Source organism: Paenibacillus ginsengihumi DSM 21568, assembly GCF_000380965.1.
Classification (GTDB): Bacteria; Bacillota; Bacilli; order Paenibacillales; family NBRC-103111; genus Paenibacillus_G; species Paenibacillus_G ginsengihumi.
In genome coordinates this window covers 19,298-39,904 of sequence record NZ_KB905594.1, presented here as the reverse complement: position 1 = coordinate 39,904, position 20,607 = coordinate 19,298, and the positions used below count along the sequence as shown (strand labels likewise).

Genomic DNA, 20,607 nt, shown 5'->3' with positions numbered 1-20,607 from the left:
GTTGCTGCCTTTGCGAATGACCGAACGATCCGAACGGCAAATGGCGCAAGCCTGCTTGCGTGACTTTGGAACAACCTGAATATGGATCGTTTGCTCATCAATTTCCACAATCTGTTGAACATTTACCTCTGGTAAATTGACTAAAAGATCAGTATACTGGTTGTGCATCTGTCATTCCTCGAGTTGGATTGGTCGCACAACCATCTTATGGAATGTACAGATGTTTTTCAATTTTGGCTCTACATGTTGTCAAGCACTATGTTTGGTATAGAGCCTAACTTCTTTTACAATGATAGTAGCTTTAAGCTTCAAGCACTTTCAGCAGTAGGGCACAAATACCATGGAATCACAGGTAGTACGCAGGGTATTACAAAGAATTCTCAGTCTTTCCAACAATTTTAAGGTTATATTGATAAATATGAAGATGTTTTGATCGATCAAATGAATCAATGTGTCTTCAGTTCAATGAAGGTGGCCGCTTAAGCCCGGTTTTGCCCCGGCTGGAGACCATAATGCAGCCTCCCTGTGGTCTAAGAAGGCGTGGTTTGCGGATTCTCTTTTTGGGGCTTTCAAATCGGCGTGTCGACAAGGAAACGACCGCGTGTTTCCAGGGGTTTTCGGTGTTTTCTTTATGCCGTAAAACCTGGACTTCGACGATGGTATTCTTGCGTTATATCCTGATGGCGCGGCGGTATCGGCAAAGTACGGATTTACGCCCATTCGGCAGACTGCTATTCGCTGTGCAACAAGTCGGAACGTTGAATCGGACCATCGATTAAATTGAAATAACCCGGAGGAACCTATGCTTCAAATTTGCAAAATGCAGGTGCCTCAGTCGCTGGACGAGGCTGTGCTTTCAGCGCTTCTATCCTATGTGGATGCGGATAAGCGAGTAAAAATAATGAAGTTTCATAGGCAGGAAGATCGAATCCGCTCTCTCTTCGCGGAGCTGTTGGCGCGCTGGATGATTTCCGCACGAACGGACATCCCGGCGAAAGACATCGTCTTTACCAAAAATCAATACGGGAAGCCTAGATTAGGCTCGCCGCTCGATCGATTATACGTCAATTGGACGCATTCCGGCAGATGGGTAGCGTGCGCCGTGGATGAGGGGGAAGTGGGCATCGATGTTGAACAAATTCAACATGTGGACCGAAATTTGGCCGTTCAGTGCCTTTCCGACATGGAGCTGAGCGAGTTTGACGCGAAACATGAAGAAGAACAGCGAGCTTATTTTTTTGAACGTTGGACTTTGAAAGAAAGCTACGTCAAGTGGGATGGCAGAGGCCTGTCGATCCCATTTCGTACCATATTTTTCCGAAATTCCGCTAACGGGCATTATCTTTTATCCGGTGATGAGATCTCCAATCCCAGCTGTTATCTCAAACTGTATCCAATGGACGAAATGTACAAAATGGCTGTCTGTTCTTCGACAGAACAGTCGCCAATCGTTGACTCGACAATGGATTACCGAAAAATGATGGACATCCTCTCGATCCCATTCCCCATTTCAAATGATGCGCTATCTTGAAAATATGACGGCGATCGCCGTCATATTTTCATCGACCGAAGGTAGACCGATGATGAAAGATTTGCCCGTCACAGGCGTCTCTCTCCCTCTAAGGGAGATTTTTGCTTTATATCGTCTTCCGCTATTGTCGCCGACCAAAACACATCCCATTCGATGGTTCGCGGTCAGGATTCTTCCATATTTTGATTGACGGAGGCAAGGGCTTATGGTAATTTATTCGGTGATAATGATTATCATTATCAAAAATTGGATGAAACTTCCATTCTGTGCTTTATGCTCATCTTACTATTAGCAGGAGGAGGTTCCCCATGGTTTCCAAAAAAGAGCAGCCGGGAGACAATAGCTTGCGGACGCCGTTCCGGAGCCGAAAAACCGATTTGAACGTGATCAAGGAATTTATGGACCAGCATTATGACGAGCCTCTGTCGATCGCTCAATTGGCGAAGATGGCCAATATCAGCCCCAAATATTTTGTCGATCTGTTCAAGAAAACCTACGGCATTAGCGCGATGGATTACTTGACGAGCGTGCGCATCAACCATGCGAAGCGATATTTGGCCGAATCCGAAGCACGTCTAAGGGATATTGCCTTGAAGGTCGGATATAAGGATGAATTCTACTTTAGCCGCAAATTCAAGAAAGAAGTCGGCGTGTCGCCGTCCGACTTCGCGAAGGACGCGAGACGGCACATCGCCGCCTGCTCCTCTTCGGCAATCGGGCAGCTGCTTGCGCTGGATATCGTACCGGCGGCGGCGCCTCTCGATCCGAAGTGGACGCCTCATTATTACTACGCTCTGCGAACGAAGATTCGCTTCCATCTCCATCTTACCGCTCCCTACGACCAGGTTCCGTTCGAAGTGAATCTGGGCAAGCTGGTGCAGGCCCGGCCCGATGCGATCATTGGTACGGACCAGCTTACTTCCATGGAAATAGCGAAAATGAATGAGATCGCCCCCTCGCTCATCGTAGCGGCACAAGACCATTGGCGGGACCAGCTGCAGCGGATTGGCCGTTTTTTAAACAGAGAAGACAAGGCCGGGCAGTGGATTCGCCGATATGAGCAGCGGGTTCAGTCCGCCCGGGAGCAGATCGGCAACGCGCTGGGACAGCAGGACAAAATATTGACCCTGCGCATCTATGGGCGCAGCATCCATAACTATAAGAACCGCGGGATGGAAGAGGTGCTGTTTCGCGATCTCCAGCTGCAATCCGCATCTCCTGGCGGCGTGCCCGCCGGTTCTCCGTTGACGCTGGAGCAATTGGCGGAGCTCGCCCCCGATCGAATTTTGGTTCTCGTATGTCCGGAAGCGTCGTCCCGCGCCTTCTGGCTGGCGCTGCAGCATTCGCCCGAATGGCGCAAGCTGGCCGCGGTAAAGAACCGGCATGTCTATCCCATTGCTTCCGATCCGTGGTGCGAATATTCGGCCGTCGCCGTCACGCGGATGCTGGATGAAGCTTTGCTGCTGTTTACCGGAAATTGTCCAAATGGTTTTCAGGATTACAGCTATGGTGAATCGTTCGCCAACTAACCTATACTTGAAAAAGGAATGAGAATCATTATCACTTAGGAGAGAGATCATCGTGTCAAAATCATTGCTTCATGTCAAGTCCAGCTTCATCGCCCGCATGCCCGCATTGCTGTGCTGCGTGCTGGTAGGAAGCGCGCTGACCGCCTGCTCTATGGGTGAGAGCGGGGCCTCGCCGGCCGCTACGCCAAGCGCCGCTAACGTCTCGGAGGTGTCTGCCGCAGCCGCAGCGGGCGAAAGCGGCGCCAAGCCTTCCAGCGAGCGGAAGGTAACGGACGAGCTTGGCCATGAAATCGCCATTCCCGCCGAACCTAAGAGGGTATTCGCTCCCAACATGGAAGATTCCTTGCTCAAGCTGGGCGTTAAGCCGGTGGCGCAATGGTCGAACGGGCAGCAGGGGCATGATTACCTGCAAGAGGAATTGAAGGACGTGCCGAAGCTCGATTTCTCGGGAGGGCTGCCTTCGCCGGAGACGTTAATGGCTTACGAGCCCGATCTGATCATTTTGCATACGCAGACTTATGCTCAGAACGGGAGCTATGAAGCTTATTCCAAAATTGCGCCGACCTATGTATTCAAGAATGCTTCCGGAAATATTGAGAAATCCCTCGCCACGATGGGAGAGCTGCTGGGCAAAGCCGAGGAAGCGGATAAGGCGCTTCAGGCTTATCAGCAAAAAGTGAAGGAAGCGCGGGAGAAGCTGAAGGAAGCGGTCGGAGAGAAGAAGGTGGCGATTGTCCGCTTTGCCCACAAAGGCGTCAGCCTGATGGGCGGACAATACTTGTGCGGTTATGTCGTGCACCGCGATCTGGGGCTCGGCCTGACCAATCTCGTAGGGAATGAGAATAGCGCGAGCGTATCCATGGAGGTTCTTCCCGAATTGGACGCGGATTATATTTTTGTCATCAATGCCTATAACCAGGGGACCGAGCGCATGAAGGAAATGATGGAAAGTCCGATCTGGAAAAGCATGAATGCCGTCAAGCAGGGCCATGTATACGAAGTCGACAATAAATATTGGCTTGGCAGCGGGCTGATCGCTTACGAAAAAATCGTGGACGATACGGTTCGGCTGCTGACGCAATGAGCGGGAGGGATGACATGAGACGGGACATCGCTGCGCTTGACCAGCTCTCGCGCCGCCAGGTCGGCATTCCCCGCGCAGAGCAGTGGACGATGCGTTCGCGGGCCGAAAACCGCGCTTACCGCATTATGGTGGCCCAGCCGGAGGGAGAGCCGCCTCCTTCGGGGTATCCGGTCATTTATTTGCTGGACGGCAACTCGGTATTCGGAACGATGGTCGAGGCGCTGCGCCTGCAGAGCCGCCGGCCCGACAAGACGGGGGTGTCTCCGGCGGTTATTGTAGGGATCGGTTATGAGACGGAGGCTTCCTATTCGCCGGACCGCTTTTACGATTACACGCCGCTTCCCAATACGGAGCTGACGCACCGTTCCGACGGAGCCAGGCTGCCTGAACAAGGCGGCGCGGCCGCATTCTTCCAGTTCATCGAGGCGGAACTGAAACCGCAGATCGCAGGCGAGTTTCGGATCGACCCGAGTCGGCAGACGATTTTCGGGCACTCTCTCGGCGGCCTGTTCGTGCTGTATGCGCTGTTTACGAAGCCCGGGGCGTTCCGGCACTATATTGCCGGCAGTCCTTCGATCCACTGGAACAAGGAATACTTGCTTGAACAGGAGCGGATATTCGCAGCCCGTGTGCAGGAAAAACCCGTCAGCGTGCGGCTGCTGCTCGGATTCGGGGAACAGGAGAAAAGCCATGTTTCCCGCAATGCCGAGAGCGCCAGGGAGCTTGCCGAGCGGCTGTCTTCTCTTACCGAGCTGGGAGTATGCGCCGTATACAAGGAATTTGAGGATGAAGGGCATGTCTCGGTGCTGCCGATTCTGATCAGCCGGGCGCTGAGGTTCGCTCTGCATCCGGAGCAACAATAAGGGGTTGACGATGGTGGACCGTGAAGGAATCGAAGGTAAAGTCGCCCTGGTTACCGGTGCGGCCCAAGGCATCGGGGAAGCGGTGGCTCGAGCGCTGGCTGAACGTGGGGCAATCATCGCCGCCGTGGATCGGAATGGCGCGGGCGCCACTCGGCTCACCGCTGAGCTGTGCGGCGCCGGAAATTTCGGCACATCAGCGTACGCCGCCGAACTGAGCGGCGGCACCGGGAATTTCCGCGCCGCGGCCTATCCGGTAGACGTGGGCGACCGGGCGGCCGTGGAAGAAGCGGTGGAGCGAATCGAACGGGAGCTGGGGCCGCTCGGGATCGTCGTCAACGCGGCCGGAGTGCTGCGGGCGGGCTCCATCGAATCGCTAAGCGATGAGGATTGGCAGGAGACCTTCAGGGTTAACGTGAACGGCGTATTTCACGTATCCCAGGCTGCCGTCACACGGATGGCGGCTCGCGGTTCCGGCGCTATCGTGACCGTAGGATCGAACGCGGCCGGAGTGCCGCGGATGCACATGGCGGCCTATGCGGCTTCGAAGGCGGCCGCAGCCATGTTCACCAAATGTCTCGGGCTGGAGTACGCGCGCCATAACATCCGCTGCAACATCGTAGCGCCCGGCTCCACGGACACGGCCATGCAGCGGGCGCTGTGGAGCGGCGAGGATGGCGCGGCGGCCGTCATTGCCGGCTCGCCGGAGACATTCCGCCTCGGAATCCCGCTTCGCAAGCTGGCCATGCCTTCCGACATTGCCGATGCGGTGATCTTTCTCGCGTCCGACCGGGCGCGGCATATTACGATGCATGAATTGTGCGTCGACGGCGGCGCGACCTTGGGGTGCTGAGACCAATGGAAGGGAGACGGTTGTCATGCTGAAATATGGCGATGCGGCTCTTGCGGCGTCTGCCGCAAAGCTGCTGGAGCAATACCGGGCGGGTGCGTCCTTCTATTTCGCTTCGCCGGAGCGAACGCTGCTGGCTCAGGGCGTATGGGCGCGAGTGCCTGAGCGGGAAGGGGAGGACGGCAGCCTTCGCTTGCCCGAACGAACGGCGGCGGTTCTGTCCGCTGCCGCACAGGCGGGGCATGCCGCGCCGCTTGTCGTCGGCGCGATTCCATTCGATCCCGCCAAGCCTGCGCAGCTTATTGTGCCGAACGAGGTGCAATGGGCCGGCCCTTTGAGCTTCGATGACGGCTTGCTGAAGGAGCGGCCTGCGGCATCCGCATGGGAGATGCAGCCGATTCCGGCGCCGGAAGCATACATGGACGGCGTGAACGAAGCGCTGGCCCTCCTTGGCCAAGGCGCGCTGCAAAAGGTGGTGCTGTCCCGAACGCTGCTCATGACGGCCCCGGAACCGGTCGATGTCCGGCACATCCTGCGCAATCTGGCTTGCCACAATACCCACGGCTATACGTTTGCGGTCGATTTGGCGGGGGGAGAGGACCGGGCGTCGGAGGTGCGCACGGGGCCCCGGACGCTGATCGGGGCCAGCCCGGAGCTTCTCGTCTCGAAGAAGGGGCTGCGGGTTACGGCCAATCCGTTGGCAGGCTCTGCCGCGCGCAGCGATGATCCGAACGAGGACCGTCGAAGGGCGGACGCGCTGCTCGTCTCCGAGAAGGACAGGCATGAGCATAAAGTTGTGATCGACGCCGTTGCCGCCGCGCTGCGTCCCTACTGCCGATCACTGCACGTTCCCGACGGGCCGTCGCTCGTGCGGACGAAGACGATGTGGCACCTCTCCACCCGCATCACCGGGGAGCTTGCCGATCCCGCCGTCTCATCGCTGGAGCTGGCCATGGCGCTTCATCCGACGCCTGCCATTTGCGGAACGCCCACGGATCTGGCCCGTTCCGTCATTGCGGACATCGAGCCTTTCGATCGGCAGTACTATACGGGGGCGGTCGGCTGGAGCGACGCGAACGGAGACGGGGAGTGGGCGGTGACGATCCGCTGCGCGGAGGCGGAAGGACGGACGCTGCGCCTGTTCGCCGGTGCGGGCATCGTCGCCGGCTCGGACGCGGCGGCGGAGCTTGCGGAGACATCGGCCAAGTTCCGCACGCTGCTGCTCGCGATGGGGCTGGATCAAGAGCAACGTCCAACGGGGAAGGAGGAATGAGCATGATGCTGCCGGGATGCTTCGCATGGCCGGAGGAATGGGCCGAACGTTACCGTCGGTTAGGATGCTGGCGCGGTGAAACGTTCGGCGCCATGCTGCGGCAACGCGCCGCCGCTCACGGAGATCGCATAGCGATCGTCGGCGGTGACCGGCGGATCAGCTATGCGGAGCTGGACGCCAGGGCGGACCGCCTCGCCGCCGGATTCCGCAGCTTAGGTTTGCGGCCGGGCGATCGGGCGATTGTTCAGCTTCCTAATATTCCGCAATTTTTTGAAGTGATATTTGCGCTGTTCCGCTTGGGCGCGCTGCCCGTCTTTTCCTTGCCGGCGCACCGCAAGAGCGAGATCGTCTATTTGTGCGAATTCGCCGAAGCGGCGGCTTATATCATCCCCGATATCGATGCGGGATTCGATTACCGGGAGCTCGCCGATCAGGTGCGGGCAGCCGTTCCGGGCTTGCGTCACGTCATTGTGGCCGGGGATGCGGGAAATTACACGGCGCTGGACGACCTGTACGACCTGTGCGCCGGGGACGGGCTAGATGCCGGGGCTGCGGACGGCATCGCAGGGCCGCGGCCCGAGGACGTCGCATTTTTTCAGCTTTCCGGCGGAACGACCGGACTTCCCAAGCTGATTCCGCGCACGCACGACGATTATATTTACAGCCTTCGGAGGAGTGCCGAGATTTGCAGACTGAATGAGAGCAGCGTTTATTTGGCGGTTCTGCCCGTCGCGCACAACTATCCGCTCAGCTCGCCGGGAACGCTGGGCACGCTCTATGCCGGCGGCAGGGTCGTGCTGGCGCGAAGCGGCAGCCCGGACATCGCCTTCCCCCTGATCGCGCAGGAAGGCGTCACGATCGCGGCCGTCGTGCCGCCGCTGGCCCTGATCTGGCTGGATGCGGCGGCATCCCGCCGCTGCGATCTGGCTTCGCTGAAGGTGCTGCAGGTAGGCGGAGCCAAGTTCAGCGCGGAAGCGGCGGGGCGAGTTCGCGAAACGCTGGGCTGCACGCTGCAGCAGGTCTATGGAATGGCGGAAGGGCTGGTCAATTATACGAGGCTGGATGATCCGGAAGAGATTATCGTGAATACGCAGGGCCGGCCGATGTCGCCTTACGACGAAATCCGGCTCGTTGATGACGAGGACCGCGAAGTCGAGCCTGGCGCCACAGGTCATCTGCTGACGCGCGGGCCATATACGATCCGCGGCTATTACAAAGCCGAGGAGCATAACGCCAGGGCGTTCACAGCTGACGGATTTTACCGTACGGGCGACCTGGCCCGATTGACACCGTCCGGCTATCTGGTCATCGAAGGCCGCGCCAAAGACCAGATTAATCGCGGCGGAGACAAGGTCGCGGCCGAAGAAGTAGAGAATCATCTGCTGGCTCACCCCGGCGTGCACGATGCGGCGGTAGTGGCGATGCCGGACGAATACCTCGGGGAGCGCACCTGCGCTTTCGTCATTCCTTATCCGTCCTCGCCGCCCACGGCTGCCGAACTGAAAGCCTTCCTCCGGGAGCGGGGACTGGCCGCCTACAAAATCCCCGATCGGATCGAATTCACGGATTCGTTTCCCAAGACGGGGGTCGGCAAGGTCAGCAAAAAGACGCTGCGCGAGCTCATTGCCCGCAAGCAGGACGCGCTCGCCAACCGTTCTTGAACATTTTGATGCAAAATGCGAGCAAAAGAATTGAAGCGATGACCGCGTTAAAGTCAGCGGGCCGAAGGTGATGCCGACGATAGGGATTGGCTTGTCATCGGCGTCCAGCCTGCATATTGAAGCGATGACCGCGTTAAAGTTCAGCGAGCCGAAGGTGACGAACGATAAAGATTCGCTCGTCACCGGCATTCGCTCCAATAAACAATTAAATGATGAAATGAGGGGAAAATGATGGCGCTTCCTTCCATATTGCCTTATCCGATGCCTGGCGAGTCGGACCTGCCGGCGAACAAGGTAGCCTGGACCCCCGATCCGCAGCGTGCCGTTCTTCTGATTCACGATATGCAGCAGTATTTCGTTGCCGCTTTCCAAGCGGACGAATCGCCTGTCCCGGAATTGCTGGCGAACATCCGGGAGCTTCGCAGGCAATGCGCCGCACTCGGCATCCCTGTCGTGTATTCGGCGCAGCCTGGCAGGCAGAGCCCCGAACAGCGCGGATTGCTGCAAGATTTTTGGGGGCCGGGCATGAATGACGGGCCGTATCAGTCCAAAATCGTCGAATCTCTGACTCCCGGCGAGCAGGACATCGTAGTAACGAAGTGGCGGTACAGCGCGTTTCAAAAAACGGAGCTGCTCGAAATATTGCGCCAGCGCGGACGGGATCAACTGATCGTGTGCGGCATCTACGCGCATATCGGCTGCCTGATGACCGCCTGCGAAGCGTTCATGCAGGATGTGCAGCCTTTCTTCGTCGCCGACGCGGTTGCGGATTTCTCGGCAGACAAGCATCGGCTGGCTATTACTTACGCGGCCGAACGCTGCGCCGTCACGATCACGACGCGGCGCCTCGTGGAGGAATTGGCCCGGCAGGGAGGGGGAGAGGCGACTTCTGAAGCGGAAGCCGTATCGTCGCCGAATGCAGGCTTGCAAACGGCGTCTGGCGGGAGCGAACAAGCGTTGCCAAACGCGGGCTTGCAAGCGTCGTCTGGCGGGAGCGAACAAGCGTTGCCAAACGCGGGCTTGCAAGCGTCGCTTGACGGGAGCGAACAAGCGTTGCCAAACGCGGGTTTGCAAGCGTCGTCTGGCGGGAGTCTTCCAGCGATGTCTGAAGGAGAGCCCCGCCCGCTGACGCTGCAGAAGGTGCGCGCCGAAGTGGCCGGATTACTGCAGGAGCAGCCGTCCAGCATTGCGGATCATGACGATCTGATCACAATCTGGGGGCTCGATTCGATTCGGATGATGAGCCTCATAGAGCGCTGGCGCCGCAGCGGAGCCGAGGTCAGCTTCGCGGAGTTGGCCGAACGCCCTACTTTGGCCGACTGGTGGCGGCTCATCTCTTCGCGGATGAGCTGCTCGATGCCAAACCGCGATTATTACACCGTATAGACGCCTATGACGAATGCGAGAGACTCCTTTGTCATCGGCCGTCACCTGCGGTGCCTGAAAATTCGCCGAAGGTTTCGTCGAATTTCCAAGATAGCCCCCCCATGCCGCTTGCGTGGCACCAGCAGATGATGAAAAATGGGCTGCGGACACTGGGTTATTTTCTCGAGAGCTGGAAAATGTTGTATTTTGTACAACAAAATTGGGGGGATCAGCCCTATTTACGGCTTAATGTTGCAAAATGTGCAACAATTTCGGGCGATGTTCCCGGGATTGAAGCCAATTTCGCTCAAATTGTTGCACAAAATGCAACTTTACCCTTTCTCTAGTGCGAAGTGGGCCGGAAATGTTGCATTTTTTGCAGGATTTGTCGCCTCATGTGCCAGGGAAGGGGGCGCGCTAACACTGGAGTTCGCACGCTGACGTGGAGTCGAACGCTAACACTGGAGTTTGTACGCTAACGCGGGCTTCGGGGGCCGCCGGCTGAGCATCTCCGTCGCAGTAAAGTGTAGTTTTGCACAAAAAAGAGCCATTCCGAAGGCAAGGTTTTCTCAGCGCCGTCAATTCGATAAAGCGTCAGCGTGTTAATCGAAGGAGCTTTCTGCACCAGGCAATACTGCCGCTCAAGCGCAGCCCGCTCATCTGGTGAAGGTGCTTCGAAAAGCTTCTCTCCATGCTCGCTAGTCTAGGGGTGTTGTATTGCCGGGCTAACCCTAAGCTAACGCAAGCCACAGAGCTTATTTCCCTCGAAACACTCGATTTGAAATTGTAACGCAAGTGAGCAGTCTTATTTGTCATTTTGGGCTGACCGAATCAGCATTGCTGACCAAATAGCGTTACTACGTTTCGTTACATTTTAAAAAGGACCCGAATCAGCAAAATAGCGTTTGTCACCAGCGTTACAGATTCGGAAGCTTCGGCGGGAGCGCAGGAAGGAACAGTCCAAGAAGAAGCCGCGCAGGAAAAAGCAGTCCAGGAGGAGCAGCAGTTGAAAAAAACACGGCTTGGGCGGCTTGCGCAGCACCATCAGAAGATGAAAATGGGCCGCCCACCCTAGGCTAATTTCAAAATAGACGCCTATGACGAACGATTTCGGTCGTCATCGGTCCGTCACCTGCGGTATTGAAATTTTGTCGGCGTATACCGCCAAATTTTCAGGATAGATAGGAGGAGAGGCTCATGCATGAACTTGGTCAAGGCCGCTGGCCTTTGTCGGGCGCGCAATCGGGCATTTGGTTCGCGCAGCAGCTGGACCCGGACAACCCGATATTCAATGCCGGGGAATATGTCGATATCCGCGGCCCTGTCGATCCGGACTGCTTCGAGACCGCGGTGCGTCAGACTGTCATGGAGGCGGAAGCGCTGCACGCGCGCTTCGGCGAGGATCAGGACGGCCCCTGGCAAACCATCGATCTGTCATCCGATTGGACGATGCAAAAGATCGATGTCAGCGGCGAGGAGAATCCGCACGCGGCGGCGGAAGCATGGATGAAGCGGGATCTGGCCCGGCCGGTCGATCTGAGCCGCGGTCCGCTGTTTGCCGAAGCGTTATTGAAGCTGGCTCCCGATCGCTACTATTGGTACCAACGCATCCACCATATTGCGATCGATGGTTACGGCTTCTCGCTGTTGACGCGAAGGGTGGCGCAAATTTATACGGCGCTCGCGGGCGGTTCGCCGATCGGCGATGGAGCTTTCGGTTCGTGGCGCTCCGTATTGGAGGAGGATGCGGCTTATCGCGGCTCGGAACGGATGGAGCGGGATCGGCAGTTTTGGCTGGGCCGTTTTGCCGATCATCCGGAAGCGGTCAGCCTCGGAAGCCGGGCTCAGCGCACATCGAGAACCTTCCTGCGCGAGTCGGCGGAGCTGCCCTCAAGCGTCATGGACGCCTGGCAGGCGGCCGCGGGCAAAAACGGAGCAAGCTGGCCTGACATTGTGATGGCCGCTGCCGCCCTCTATGTGCATCGGCTAACCGGAGCCGATGACGTCATCCTCGGCGTGCCGATGATGTGCCGCCTCGGCTCCGCCGCAATACGCGTTCCCGGCATGGCAATGAATTTGCTGCCGCTGCGCGTCGCCGTCCGGCCGGACATGAGCGTGAGCGAGCTTGTGCGGCATGTTGCCGCAGAGCTGCGCGAAATCAGAAGGCATCAGGACTATCGGCACCAGGAGCTCAGGCGCGAGCTGAAATGGGCGGGGGATAACCGGAGGCTGTTCGGTCCGCTGATCAATATGATGCCGTTTGTCCAAGACCTGGACTTTGCCGGAAATCGCGGCCGGGTGCGCAATCTGGCGGCCGGGCCCGTCGACGATCTGACGATTCACGTATCGTGCGGCTCCGGCGGCAGCGGGCTGCGCATCGACTTCGATGCCAACCCTGCGGTCTACGATAGCGGCGAGCTGAGCGCTCACCGGCGCCGCTTCCTGCATGCGCTGGACGCGCTTGCTGCATCCGAGCCTGAGCAAGCGCTCGGCCGTCTGGAGCTGCTGCTGCCGGAAGAACGCCTTCAGGTGTTGGAGGCATGGAATAACACAGACCGCGCGCTGGCGCAGTGGAACGTGCCGGAGCTGTTCGAGCAGCAGGCGGCGAGCACGCCCGATGCCGTGGCCGCAGTTTTTGAAAATACGGCGCTTCGTTATGCGGATTTGAACGCGCGCGCCAACCGGCTGGCGCATCTGCTTATTGCGCATGGCGCCGGCCCGGAGCGGATCGTGGCGCTGGCGCTCCCGCGCTCGCTGGAGATGGTCGTCGCCATCCTGGCGGCGCATAAGGCGGGAGCGGCTTATTTGCCGATCGACCCTGATTATCCGGCGGCCCGGATCGCCTATATGCTGGAGGATGCCGCGCCGATGTGCCTGCTCACGGTCAGGGAGGTCGATTCCAGGCTGCACGGTTCGGGAGCGGTGCCGAGACTGTTGCTGGATGAGCCTGCGACGATAGAGCGCCTTGCGCGGCAGCCGGAGCACAATCCGGGCGACGCCGACCGGATATGCCGTTTGTCGCCGCTTCACCCTTCTTACGTCATATACACCTCCGGATCGACAGGCAAGCCGAAGGGCGTCCTGCTTACTTTTGGCGGGCTGGCCAACCTGTTGCTGTGCATGCGCGAGCGATTCGCGCCGGACGGCCGGGATCGGCTATTGTCCGTGACGACAATCTCCTTCGATATTTCCGTCATGGAGGTGCTGCTGCCGCTCACGGCGGGAGCGAGCATCGATATCGCACCGAAGGAGACGATTCTGGACCCGCAAGCGCTGGCCCGAAAAATCAAGGACAGCGGGGCAACCATCATGCAGGCGACCCCGACGCTATGGCAGGCGCTTGCCGCGAGCCGCCCCGGCAGCTTCGGCGGGCTTACGGTGATCACCGGAGGCGAGGCCTTGCCGATCGGGCTCAAGCTCGCCCTGCAGGATCTGGGTTGCCAGGTGAACAACCAATACGGTCCGACGGAGACGACGATTTATTCGACCGCCGCCTTGATGGGGCCGGAGCGCACAGGGAAGCCGTCGATCGGGGGACCGATCTGGAATACGAAGCTCTACGTGCTCGATGCGGCGCTGCAGCCGGTACCTCCCGGAGTGGCCGGGGAGCTGTACATTGCCGGCGCCGGGCTGGCGCGCGGCTATTTGGGGCGGCCGGATCTGACGGCGGAGCGGTTCGTCGCCGATCCGTTCGGTCCTCCGGGAACCCGGATGTACCGCACGGGCGACCTTGCCAGATGGCTGGCTGACGGCTCCATCGATTATTTGGGACGCGCCGACCACCAGATTAAGCTGCGCGGCTTCCGTATCGAGACGGGGGAGATCGAAGCGCTGCTCGCCCGGCACGCCGACGTCGCGCAAGCCGCAGTGATCGTCCGGGAGGATCGGCCGGGAGAGAAGCGGCTGGTCGCTTATGTCGTCCCGGCTTCGCCCTCCGGCGTCGATGCGGAAGCGCTTCGCCGCTATGCCGCCGGTGCGCTGCCTGATTATATGGTGCCTGCGGCGATCGTCACGCTGGATGCCATGCCGCTAACCCCGAACAAGAAGATTGACCGCAAGGCGCTGCCTGTGCCCGATACCGGACAACTGTCCGCAGGGCGCGGCCCCCGGACTCCGCAGGAGGAGATGCTCTGCGCCCTGTTCGCCGAGGCTCTCGGACTGCCCCGCGTCGGCATCGACGATGACTTTTTCGCGCTGGGCGGGCATTCCTTGCTGGCCGGGCGAGTCGTCCTCCGCATTCGCGAGTCGCTGGGCGTCGAGCTTGGCATCGGCAGTCTCTTCGAGGAGCCTACAGTGGCAGGGCTTGTCCGGCGGCTGGACGATTCGCGGGAAGCCCGTCCGGCGATACGGCCGGCCGAGCGGCCGGACGAAATTCCGCTTTCCTTCGCCCAGCGGCGGCTATGGTTCCTGTATCGTCTGGAAGGTCCGTCCCCGACCTATAATATTCCGCTGGTCGCCCGCCTGTCCGGCGAGCTGGATGTCCGGGCGCTGGAGACCGCGCTGGCCGATGTGGCGGAGCGGCATGAGACGCTGCGCACCGTGTTCCCTGACGAGGCGTCCGGCTCCTCGCGCCAGCGAATTCTGGAAGCCTGCGAGGCTCGCCCCCGGCTAGTCTTGACCAGGACGAGCGAAGCGGAACTGCCCGAGCGGCTTCGGGAAGCCGTTCGCTACCGCTTCGAGCTGTCCGGGGAGCCTTCCCTTCGCGCGGAATTGTTCGAGCTTGGGCCGAATGAGTATGTGCTGCTGCTGCTCCTGCATCATATCGCCGGGGACGGCTGGTCGCTGCATCCGCTGACGCGCGACCTGTCCGCAGCCTATGCGGCGCGCTGCCGGGGCGAGCGTCCCGCATGGACGCCGCTGCCGGTTCAGTATGCGGACTACGCTATCTGGCAGGAGCGCATGCTGGGCAGCAGCGGCGATTCCGGCAGCCTGATGGCCCGCCAGCTCGAGTTCTGGACGCGGACGCTCGCAGGGCTGCCGGAGCAGCTCGAACTGCCGACCGATTATCCGCGTCCGGCGGCGGCCAGCTATGAAGGCGGCACGGTCCGTTTCCATATCGGCAAGGAGCTCCACGGCCGGCTTCTGGAGCTTGCCCGCGACGGCAGGGCGAGCCTGTTCATGGTGCTGCAGGCGGCGCTGGCCGCATTGCTGACGCGGCTCGGCGCGGGCACCGACATTCCGATCGGCAGCCCGATCACCGGACGGAACGACGACGCGCTCGACGGCCTTGTCGGCTTGTTCATCAACACGCTGGTGCTGCGAACCGACACGTCGGGCAACCCCAGCTTCCGCGAATTGCTGGCCAGAGTCCGCCAGGTGAATCTGGATGCGTATGCGAACCAGGATTTGCCGTTCGAGCGCCTCGTCGAAGCGTTGAACCCCGTTCGCTCCCGTTCCCGGCATCCGCTCTTTCAGATCATGCTGGTGCTGCAAAATACGCCGGCTCCCGCGTTCGAGCTGCCGGGCGTGGAAGCCCGCGTTCAACTGGAAAGCGCGGGCGCGGCGAAGTTCGACTTGACCGTGGAGCTCGAGGAATGCCGCGATGCGAGCGGCGGGCCGGGCGGCTTGGACGGGCTTATCGAATACAGCGCGGACTTGTTCAAGCGGGATACCGCCGAAGCGCTGGCGGCCCGCTATGTGCGCGTGCTGGAGTCGGCTGTCGCCGCAGCGGACGCGCCGATTGGGCAGCTTGACATCCTGCTGCCGGAAGAGCGACGCCGGATTTTGGCGGAGTGGAGCGCTTCGGAGGCGGCGGCCAGGCAGCCGCAGGCCACCATTCCGGAGCTGTTCGAGGCGCAGGTGCTGCGCACGCCCGAGGCGATCGCTGTCGTGCATGAAGGCAGGGCTTTGAGCTACGGGGAATTGAACGCGCGGGCAAACCGGCTTGCGCATTTGCTCATAGCCGAGGGAGTCGGCTCCGAGCAGCTCGTAGCGCTGGCTATGCCGCGCTCTATCGAGCTGGTGGTCGGCGTGCTGGCCGTGCTGAAGGCGGGCGCCGCCTACTTGCCGCTCGATCCGGATTATCCCGCCGATCGGATCGCTTATATGCTGGAGGACGGGGCGCCGGCCTGCCTGGTGACGGTCGCTGAAGCGGCCTCCAGACTGCCGGAGACCGGCTCGCTCCCGCAAGTCGTGCTGGACGATGCCGCTGTGCAGGAGCGTCTGGAGGGACAATCCTCTGCGAGTCCGACCGCCCAGGAACGCAAGGGGCGCCTGTCTCCGCTCAGTCCGGCCTATATCATTTATACGTCAGGATCGACCGGCAAGCCCAAGGGAGTCGTTATCCCGCACCACAACGTCGTTCGTCTGTTCGCGTCAACCCAGCACTGGTTCCGCTTCGGAGCGGAGGATGTATGGACGTTGTTTCATTCGTACGCGTTCGATTTTTCCGTATGGGAGATTTGGGGCGCGCTGCTGCACGGGGGGCGTCTCGTCGTCGTGCCTCATGCGGTAAGCCGCTCGCCGGGCGAGTTCCTGCGTCTGCTCGCGCAAGAGGGCGTGACTGTCCTGAACCAGACGCCATCCGCCTTCTATCAATTGATGCAGGCCGATCGGGAGCAGCCCGAGCTGGGGCAGACGCTTTCGCTGCGCTATGTCATTTTCGGCGGCGAAGCGTTGGAGCTGGGCCGTCTGGAGGACTGGTACAGCCGCCATCCGGATCATGCTCCGAGGCTGATCAACATGTACGGCATTACGGAAACGACCGTACATGTCAGCTACAATGAGCTGGATCGGCAAAGTGCCGCCTCGGGGGCCGGCAGCTTGATCGGCGGGCCGATACCGGATCTGCGCGTATATGTGCTGGACGAGGCGCTGCAGCCGGCTCCGCCTGGAACGCCGGGGGAAATGTATGTGGCCGGAGCGGGTCTGGCCCGCGGCTACTGGGGCCGGCCGGAGCTGACGGCAGAGCGGTTCGTCGCCGATCCGTTCGGCCCGCCGGGCAGCAGAATGTACCGCACTGGGGATGTGGCCAGGCGGCTCGAGGACGGCACACTCGATTATTTGGGCCGGGCCGATCATCAGGTGAAAATACGGGGCTTCCGCATCGAACCGGGCGAGATCGAAGCCGTGCTTGCCCGTCACCCCGAAGTTGCCCAGGCGGCCGTTGTGGCGCGCGAGGATCGGCCGGGAGACAAGCGGCTCGTCGCGTACGTGGTGTTCAGCGCGGGCGCAAGCCTGGAGCCGGCGGAATTGCGCCGTTATGCCGCTTCCAGCCTACCCGAGTACATGGTTCCGGCGGCGATTGTCGGCATGGACGAGCTGCCGCTCACCCCGAACGGCAAGCTGGACCGGAAGGCGCTGCCGGCGCCTGAGCTCTCCCTGGACCCGGATGGCCGCAATCCGCGAACGCCGCAGGAGGAGGTGCTGTGCGATCTGTTCGCCGAGGTGCTCGGGGTGCGGCGCGTAGGGATTGACGACAGCTTCTTCGAATTGGGCGGCCATTCGCTGCTGGCGGTTCGCCTGATCAGCCGCATCCGCGAGGCGCTTGGCCGGGAGGTTGGCATCGGCAGTCTCTTCGAAGCGCCGACGGTGGCCAGTCTGGCGGAACGGCTCGATATGGACCGGGGGGACAGCGCCCTGCAGGTTCTGCTGCCGCTGCGAGCCCATGGATCGCAATTGCCGCTGTTTTGCGTGCATCCCGCGGGCGGGCTGAGCTGGTGCTACGCCGGGCTTCTGAAGCATCTCGGCATGGATTATCCGATCTACGGACTGCAGGCCCGCGGCATCGCGCAAGCGGAAGAGCTGCCGAAGACGCTGGAGGAGATGACCCTGGACTACATAGCCGCCATTCGCTCGGTTCAGCCGCACGGCCCTTACCGCCTGCTGGGCTGGTCGCTGGGAGGAAATGTGGCGCATGCGATGGCGGTGCAGCTCCAGGAAGAAGGGGAGGAAGTCTCGTTCCTGGCGATGCTTGACGCTTATCCGAGCCACTATCTCCCGATTCGCGGAGAACCGGATGAGGAGGAGGCATTGACCGCGCTGCTTGCCTTGGGCGGCTACGACAAGGACAGCATCGGCGTTCCGCTCACGGTCGAGAACGCGATCAAGATTTTGCGCAGCGACAACAGCGCTCTGGCTACGCTTGACGAAGAGACGATTCTGAATTTGAAAACAACTTACGAAAATTCGGTCCGCCTGCTCGGAGCCTATACTCCGCGGCGGTTCGAGGGGGATCTGCTGTTCTTCCGCTCGACGATGATCCCGGATTGGTTCGATCCGATCGAACCGGAGATGTGGATTCCTTATATAGGCGGACGCATCGACCGCCATGATATCGCCTGCCGGCACAAGGACCTGTGCCAGCCGGGTCCGCTTGCCGAGATCGGCGCGACGCTGCTGGCCAAGCTGAAACTGGCAAGCGGCGCGGCCGCCACCCAGGACAGGAGGGAGCTAATCCATGAATAATCCTTTTGAGCAAGCGGACGGCGCTTATCTGGTGCTGATGAACGAGGAGGAGCAATATTCGCTGTGGCCTGCCTTTGCTGCAGTGCCGGGCGGATGGAGCGCGGTCCTCGGTCCGGAGACGCGCCAAACGTGCCTGGACTATATTCATCGGCACTGGACGGATTTAAGACCCCGCAGCCTGCGCCAAGCTTCTGCGGATGCTGTTCACGGAGCGCGGCGATGAAGGAAGGGCTGAGCCCGAAAACGGCCCTGTGCATCGTCTATGTCGCAGCCATGTTCACGGTGGCCATGGACGCTACCGTGCTGAACGTCGCGCTGAAGACGATCAGCCAGGAGCTGCAGGTGCCTCCGGCTGCATCGGGAGTGCTCAATGTCGGCTACCTGGTCAGCCTCGCTGTCGTCCTGCCGGCAGCGGGCTGGCTCGGGGACAAGTGGGGGACCAAGCGCACCTTTTTGCTCGCGCTCGCCTTGTTCACGGGAGCGTCGACGCTGTGCGGCTTCGCCGGCAGCCTGACGTCGCTCACCGTGTTTCGGGTCGCGCAGGGCATCGGCGGCGGCCTGCTTACGCCAGTCGGGATGGCGATGCTGTTCCGCATGTTTCCCCCGCAGGAGCGGGCCAAAGTCTCCCGGTCGCTCGTGCTCCCGATCGCGGTGGCCCCTGCGGTAGGACCGATTGCGAGCGGACTGCTGATCGAGCATCTCTCGTGGCGCTGGATCTTTTATGCCCATTTGCCGATCGGGCTTCCGGCGCTGCTGTTTGGCATCATCTTTTTGAAGGAGCACCGGGAGCAGGGGGCGGGAAGCCTCGACGTTCGGGGGCTTCTGCTTGCGGCGCCCGGCCTGGCTCTGCTCATGTATGCGCTCAGCCAAGGCCCTCTGCAGGGCTGGGCTTCGCCCGCGATTTGGACAACGGGAGGGATCGGCCTTATTCTGCTCGCCGCCCTTGTCGCCGTCGAGCTGAAGGCGAAGCAGCCGCTTCTCGATCTGCGGCTGCTGGGCGACCGCCTGTTCCGCACGGCAGGCTTCGTCGCCATGTTCTCCGCTGCGGGGCTGCTGGGCATGCTGTACGTGTTCCCGTTAATGTACCAGAATGCGCTGCACGCTTCGGCGCTCGATACGGGCCTTACGACCTTCCCGGAGGCGCTCGGCCTGATGCTTGCCTCCCAGCTTGTGCCCTGGACTTACCCGAGGCTCGGGCCGAAGCGCGTCATCGCTATAGGGCTATTGGGCACGGCGATTTTTTTCGTCATGCTGAGCGCGGTCGGCTCTCATACCGATCCGTGGCTGATTCGGAGTCTGATGTTCGGGGTCGGCGTCTTTTTGGGCCATACGGTCGGGGCTGTCCAGATTGCGGCATTTGCCAACATTCCGCCTGCATCGATGGGCCGGGCCTCGACCTGGTTCACGGTGCAGAACAGGCTGGGACCGGCTATCGGCCTGGCGGTGCTGTCGGGCATTCTTGCCGTTGCGGGAACGGACGCGATGCATGCCGCCGGAGACGCGGAGCCTGATATCATGGCGTACCGCGCCGCTTTGCTCGGGGCCGCCGGCTTTCTGCTCATCGGCCTTGGCTTTGCGCTGCGGCTTCGCGATAGCGACGCTGCCGCCACTATGGCGAAACGGGTTCCGGTGAAGGCGGATGGCGAGCAATCGGCCAAGGCGTGACGGGCGAATCAAGCGCGCCGGATCGGGTTGCGGACGGGGCTGGATTGTGGCCGCCGGGGTTGATGGCAGAAGCAGGCGCTTTTCCCAAGCGGGACGTATTCTCGTTTTCTCGTTTCGGTATATATTTATTGGGCTTTTCCGGCCTCGGTTCAACGTCTGAACCGGGGTTTTTTGACATACAAGAATTCCGGGCTTGGCGAAACATATCTGTCCTGAAGCCTCATGAACATGGGAAGCGGTTTGCGGCCAAGGTGCGAAAAGCGGCTGAGGATGAGTGGGATCAAGGAAGTCGCTGCGTTTTGGGGGATGGGGAGGACGGAAAAATGGCCTTAAGCTGCTGGTCTGCACAGAGAGCCGTCAAAGGGCGGTCAGGGGGCGGTCAA

The 20,607-nt window shown here is 60.5% G+C and carries 13 protein-coding genes and 1 pseudogene; 13 read left to right on the top strand and 1 reads right to left on the bottom strand.

The window, feature by feature from the left end; all coding sequences use genetic code 11:
* Nucleotides 1-168 (bottom strand): annotated as a pseudogene (locus F591_RS33625) (ISL3 family transposase); the annotation flags it as partial.
* A gap of 634 nt (nucleotides 169-802) precedes the next feature.
* Between F591_RS33625 and F591_RS28545 the strand changes: the two are divergent.
* The 13 genes from F591_RS28545 to F591_RS0119530 all read left to right on the top strand — a co-directional run bounded on the left by F591_RS28545 (nucleotide 803) and on the right by F591_RS0119530 (nucleotide 20,224).
* A complete protein-coding gene (locus tag F591_RS28545) occupies nucleotides 803-1,531 on the top strand; it encodes a 4'-phosphopantetheinyl transferase family protein (RefSeq protein WP_019536315.1) in 729 nt (242 codons plus the stop codon).
* Between the two features lie 308 nt (nucleotides 1,532-1,839).
* Entirely contained in the window at nucleotides 1,840-3,060 is a 1,221-nt protein-coding gene (locus F591_RS0119585; RefSeq protein ID WP_019536314.1) for an ABC transporter substrate-binding protein, read from the top strand.
* Between the two features lie 52 nt (nucleotides 3,061-3,112).
* The gene (locus F591_RS0119580) at nucleotides 3,113-4,144 is read left to right on the top strand and encodes an ABC transporter substrate-binding protein (RefSeq protein WP_026326748.1); all 1,032 of its coding nucleotides are present in this window, start codon (nucleotides 3,113-3,115) and stop codon (nucleotides 4,142-4,144) included.
* Between the two features lie 14 nt (nucleotides 4,145-4,158).
* Nucleotides 4,159-5,007: an alpha/beta hydrolase gene (locus tag F591_RS0119575; RefSeq protein ID WP_019536311.1), complete on the top strand. Its 849-nt coding sequence runs from the start codon at nucleotides 4,159-4,161 to the stop codon at nucleotides 5,005-5,007.
* 10 nt (nucleotides 5,008-5,017) lie between these two features.
* Nucleotides 5,018-5,857, top strand: a complete 840-nt coding sequence (locus tag F591_RS0119570; protein WP_019536310.1) for a 2,3-dihydro-2,3-dihydroxybenzoate dehydrogenase — start codon at nucleotides 5,018-5,020, stop codon at nucleotides 5,855-5,857.
* 25 nt (nucleotides 5,858-5,882) lie between these two features.
* Nucleotides 5,883-7,127: an isochorismate synthase DhbC gene (gene dhbC, locus F591_RS0119565; protein ID WP_019536309.1), complete on the top strand. Its 1,245-nt coding sequence runs from the start codon at nucleotides 5,883-5,885 to the stop codon at nucleotides 7,125-7,127.
* A gap of 5 nt (nucleotides 7,128-7,132) precedes the next feature.
* Complete coding sequence (locus F591_RS0119560) at nucleotides 7,133-8,788, top strand: (2,3-dihydroxybenzoyl)adenylate synthase (protein ID WP_026326746.1); 1,656 nt, start codon at nucleotides 7,133-7,135, stop codon at nucleotides 8,786-8,788.
* Between the two features lie 67 nt (nucleotides 8,789-8,855).
* Nucleotides 8,856-9,020, top strand: coding sequence for a hypothetical protein (locus F591_RS31615; protein WP_156829633.1), 165 nt, complete (start codon nucleotides 8,856-8,858; stop codon nucleotides 9,018-9,020).
* The gene (locus tag F591_RS0119550; RefSeq protein WP_019536306.1) at nucleotides 9,020-10,174 is read left to right on the top strand and encodes an isochorismatase; all 1,155 of its coding nucleotides are present in this window, start codon (nucleotides 9,020-9,022) and stop codon (nucleotides 10,172-10,174) included. The genes F591_RS31615 and F591_RS0119550 overlap by 1 nt, the downstream gene beginning before the upstream one ends.
* 101 nt (nucleotides 10,175-10,275) lie before the next feature.
* The gene (locus tag F591_RS33430; protein WP_156829632.1) at nucleotides 10,276-10,500 is read left to right on the top strand and encodes a hypothetical protein; all 225 of its coding nucleotides are present in this window, start codon (nucleotides 10,276-10,278) and stop codon (nucleotides 10,498-10,500) included.
* Nucleotides 10,501-11,350: 850 nt separating this feature from the next.
* A complete protein-coding gene (locus F591_RS0119540; RefSeq protein ID WP_019536305.1) occupies nucleotides 11,351-18,559 on the top strand; it encodes an amino acid adenylation domain-containing protein in 7,209 nt (2,402 codons plus the stop codon).
* Nucleotides 18,552-18,782: an MbtH family protein gene (locus F591_RS0119535; RefSeq protein ID WP_019536304.1), complete on the top strand. Its 231-nt coding sequence runs from the start codon at nucleotides 18,552-18,554 to the stop codon at nucleotides 18,780-18,782. Before F591_RS0119540 ends, F591_RS0119535 begins: the two co-directional genes overlap by 8 nt.
* Nucleotides 18,779-20,224 (top strand): DHA2 family efflux MFS transporter permease subunit, encoded by a 1,446-nt coding sequence (locus F591_RS0119530; protein WP_019536303.1) that lies wholly within the window; start codon nucleotides 18,779-18,781, stop codon nucleotides 20,222-20,224. Before F591_RS0119535 ends, F591_RS0119530 begins: the two co-directional genes overlap by 4 nt.
* Nucleotides 20,225-20,607 lie beyond the last annotated feature (383 nt).

Excerpts from the sequence above, each read along its gene's own strand:
- F591_RS0119540 (WP_019536305.1), top strand. The coding sequence starts at position 11,351 with ATGCATGAACTTGGTCAAGGCCGCTGGCCTTTGTCGGGCGCGCAATCG.
- F591_RS0119570 (WP_019536310.1), top strand. The coding sequence starts at position 5,018 with ATGGTGGACCGTGAAGGAATCGAAGGTAAAGTCGCCCTGGTTACCGGT.
- F591_RS33430 (WP_156829632.1), top strand. The coding sequence starts at position 10,276 with ATGCCGCTTGCGTGGCACCAGCAGATGATGAAAAATGGGCTGCGGACA.
- dhbC (WP_019536309.1), top strand. The coding sequence starts at position 5,883 with ATGCTGAAATATGGCGATGCGGCTCTTGCGGCGTCTGCCGCAAAGCTG.
- F591_RS0119530 (WP_019536303.1), top strand. The coding sequence starts at position 18,779 with ATGAAGGAAGGGCTGAGCCCGAAAACGGCCCTGTGCATCGTCTATGTC.
- F591_RS0119535 (WP_019536304.1), top strand. The coding sequence starts at position 18,552 with ATGAATAATCCTTTTGAGCAAGCGGACGGCGCTTATCTGGTGCTGATG.
- F591_RS0119585 (WP_019536314.1), top strand. The coding sequence starts at position 1,840 with ATGGTTTCCAAAAAAGAGCAGCCGGGAGACAATAGCTTGCGGACGCCG.
- F591_RS28545 (WP_019536315.1), top strand. The coding sequence starts at position 803 with ATGCTTCAAATTTGCAAAATGCAGGTGCCTCAGTCGCTGGACGAGGCT.
- F591_RS0119575 (WP_019536311.1), top strand. The coding sequence starts at position 4,159 with ATGAGACGGGACATCGCTGCGCTTGACCAGCTCTCGCGCCGCCAGGTC.
- F591_RS0119550 (WP_019536306.1), top strand. The coding sequence starts at position 9,020 with ATGGCGCTTCCTTCCATATTGCCTTATCCGATGCCTGGCGAGTCGGAC.
- F591_RS0119560 (WP_026326746.1), top strand. The coding sequence starts at position 7,133 with ATGCTGCCGGGATGCTTCGCATGGCCGGAGGAATGGGCCGAACGTTAC.